Origin of the sequence: Streptomyces sp. M-16 (genome assembly GCF_052114405.1) — a bacterium.
Classification (GTDB): domain Bacteria; phylum Actinomycetota; class Actinomycetes; order Streptomycetales; family Streptomycetaceae; genus Streptomyces.
This window is the reverse complement of the sequence record NZ_JBFRER010000264.1, coordinates 1-2797: the sequence shown is the minus strand read 5'-3', so window position 1 is coordinate 2797 and position 2797 is coordinate 1. Positions and strand designations below refer to the sequence as shown.

The 2797-nt window shown below is 76.9% G+C and carries 1 protein-coding gene and 1 pseudogene; both read left to right on the top strand.

All coding sequences use genetic code 11. From position 1 onward, the window contains the following. Positions 1-155 precede the first annotated feature (155 nt). Positions 156-1079, top strand: a complete 924-nt coding sequence (locus AB4039_RS41885; RefSeq protein WP_442273267.1) for a hypothetical protein — start codon at positions 156-158, stop codon at positions 1077-1079. A 67-nt stretch (positions 1080-1146) separates the two neighbouring features. Beyond that, positions 1147-2797: pseudogene (locus AB4039_RS41880) on the top strand (hypothetical protein); the annotation flags it as partial.

Here is a 2797-nt window from a genome sequence, read left to right as displayed (position 1 = left end):
GGCCCGGCCCGGGGCCGGATGCCGGCCGACCGGGCGAGGCCTTCGGCCCGCGCCCACCGCGGGAGCGGGCCGCGCCCGCGGGCCTCCGCCGCCCGCACCGCCCGTCACCGCGCCACCGCAGACCCCGTACACCGCACCGCCGAGGAGACCCACCCGTGAGCGACCACCACGCCGAGCGCCCCGCGTGGAGCGAGCCGCAGTCCGCATGGAGCGAGCCGGACGCCTCGTCGSCTTCGGCCGCGCCCGCCCCCGGAGGGTCCGTCACGCCGGCCGACGCCGCCGACGCGGCCCGCCTCGTCGCCTTCGGACTCCAGCCCCGGCTGCTGCCCGCCCGCGACGCGGAGTACGCCGAGCTGCTGCGCCGCTACCGCGAGGAGCCCGCCTTCGGGCGGCTCGCCGACGCCGTCGCCACCGGCCTCGGCCTCGTCGTCCTGGAGGTGTCCCCCCGGGCCGGGATGGCCGTCGCAGCCGCAGAGGACTCCGTCTTCGCCGTCCGCATGGGCGACTACGCCCGCCGCACCGCCGCGGACGGCGGCGACCGCTTCCTGCACGGCCTCGCCCACCTCGCCGTCGCCGCCCTCGCCTTCCCCCGCCCCGAGGACCTCGCCGACAACGGCTACATCGGCCGCATCACCGTCAACGGCGTCGACGCCTTCGTCCGCCAGACCTGCCGCCGCCTGGAGGAGCGCGCCGAGCAGCTCGGCGAGAACACCGACCCCGCCTCCGACGCCCCCGGCCTGGAGGCCGCCTGGCGGGTCTACGCCCGCCGCAGCGCCACCGGAGCCACCAAGGACGCCCGTCGGCTCGCCGGCTCCACCACCGGCATCGTCGGYAAGGCCGCCGCCTTCCTCACCGAGTCCGGGTTCCTCCAGCGCACCGGCGACGAGGCGGGCGGCACCTACCGCACCACCCCCCGCTACCAGCTCCAGGTCCGCGACATGGCGGGCAGCGCGGCCATGGCCGAACTCCTGGAACTCGGCGTGGTCCCCGTCAGCGACGGCTCCGCCACCCTCCTGCCGCCGCCCGAGGGCGACGACCTGGAACTGGCCGCCGACGCGGGCCTGCCCTTCCACGCCTGAGCCCGCACCCGATCCCGTACGCCCCCCCACGCACACGACCCACGACAGAGCACGAGAGTCCGCCGCCATGTACGAGCTGTCCCGGATCCGCCTCTACTCCATCGGGCCCGCCGGCGCACGCTACGCCGACACCGTGCTCGACCTGCGGGGAGTCGGTGAGCCGGTGCCCCACCCGGCACCCGCCCAGGCGGAGTTCTTCGAGGACGAGCCCACCGGGCCGCCCCGGCGCCCCGCGCCCGCCGGCGTGCTCTTCCTGGAGAACGGCGGCGGCAAGTCCGTCCTGCTCAAGCTGATCTTCTCGGTGATGCTCCCCGGCCACCGCAACACCCTCGGCGGCGCCAGCTCCGGCGTGCTGCGCAAGTTCCTGCTCGCCGACGACTGCGGACACGTCGCCCTGGAGTGGCAGCACACCCAGACCGGCGAGTGCGTGGTCGTCGGCAAGGTCAGCGAATGGCGCGGCCGGCAGGTCTCCAACGACCCCCGCAAGTTCGCCGAGGCCTGGTACTCCTTCCGCCCCGGCCCGGGTCTGAGCCTGGACAACCTCCCCGTCGCCGAGGCCACCGCCGTACGGCCGCCCGTCGAGGGAGCCTCCGGCGCCCAGGGCCGGCGCCGCACGATGAAGGGCTTCCGCGACGCCCTCACCGAGGCCGGGAAGGCGTACCCGCACCTGGAGGTGTACTTCGAGGAGATCCACGACCGCTGGAACGAGCACCTCACCGAACTCGGCCTCGACCCCGAACTCTTCCGCTACCAGCGCGAGATGAACGCCGACGAGGGCGAGGCCGCGGGCCTGTTCGCGGTCAAGAAGGACTCCGACTTCACCGACCTGCTGCTGCGCGCCGTCACCGACACCCGCGACACCGACGGCCTCGCCGACCTGGTCCACGGCTTCGGCAACAAGCTGGGCCGCCGCGCCGAGCTGATGGCCGAACGCGACTTCACCGCGGGCTCGGTGGACCTCCTCACCCGCATCGTCGAGGCCGCCGAGACCCGCTCCCGGCTGCGCGACGTCCACGCCGGCGCCGAACGCCGAACGCGCACCCTCGCCCGGCGGCTGTCCGCCCGCGCCGGCGCGGAACGCGGCCGCGCGGCCGACCTCGCCCAGCGGGTCACCGGCGCCGCCCACGAGGTCACCGCCGCCGAGGCGCAGCGCACCCGCAGCGCCGCGGTCTCCGCCGAACTCGCCTACCGCCACGCCTCGCTGGCCCTGACCGTGGCCGACAAGGCCGCCGCCGCCCAGCGCCGCGAGCTCCTCGAAGCCCGCACCCTGCATGCCGCCTGGCAGGCCGCCGAGACCGTGCTGCGCCACCGCGCCGCCGYCGACCGCTCCGCCCGGGTCGCCGCCGCGATCCTGGAGGCCGAGCGGGACGCCGCACCGGCCCTGGCCGCGCGCGCCACGGCCGCCGCCGAGCTGGTACGGGCCCTGCAGACCGCCGCCGAACAGGGCGAGCGGGCCGCGAACGAGGAGGAGGAGCGCTCCGCCGGGCTCCAGGAGATCGGCGAGACCGCCCACCGCGACGCCACCTCCGCCGCCACGGCCGCCCAGCGCGCCCGCAGCGAGGCCGAACACCTGCGCACCCGCCTCGCCGAGGTCGAGCAGGAGACCGCCGAGGCCGTGCGGGCCGGCTGGCTCGACGACACCGCGCCCGACGCCGACCCGGCCCGCGCCGCGCTCGCCGCCAGCGACGCCGAGAAGGCCGCCGTCGCCGCCTGGGAGG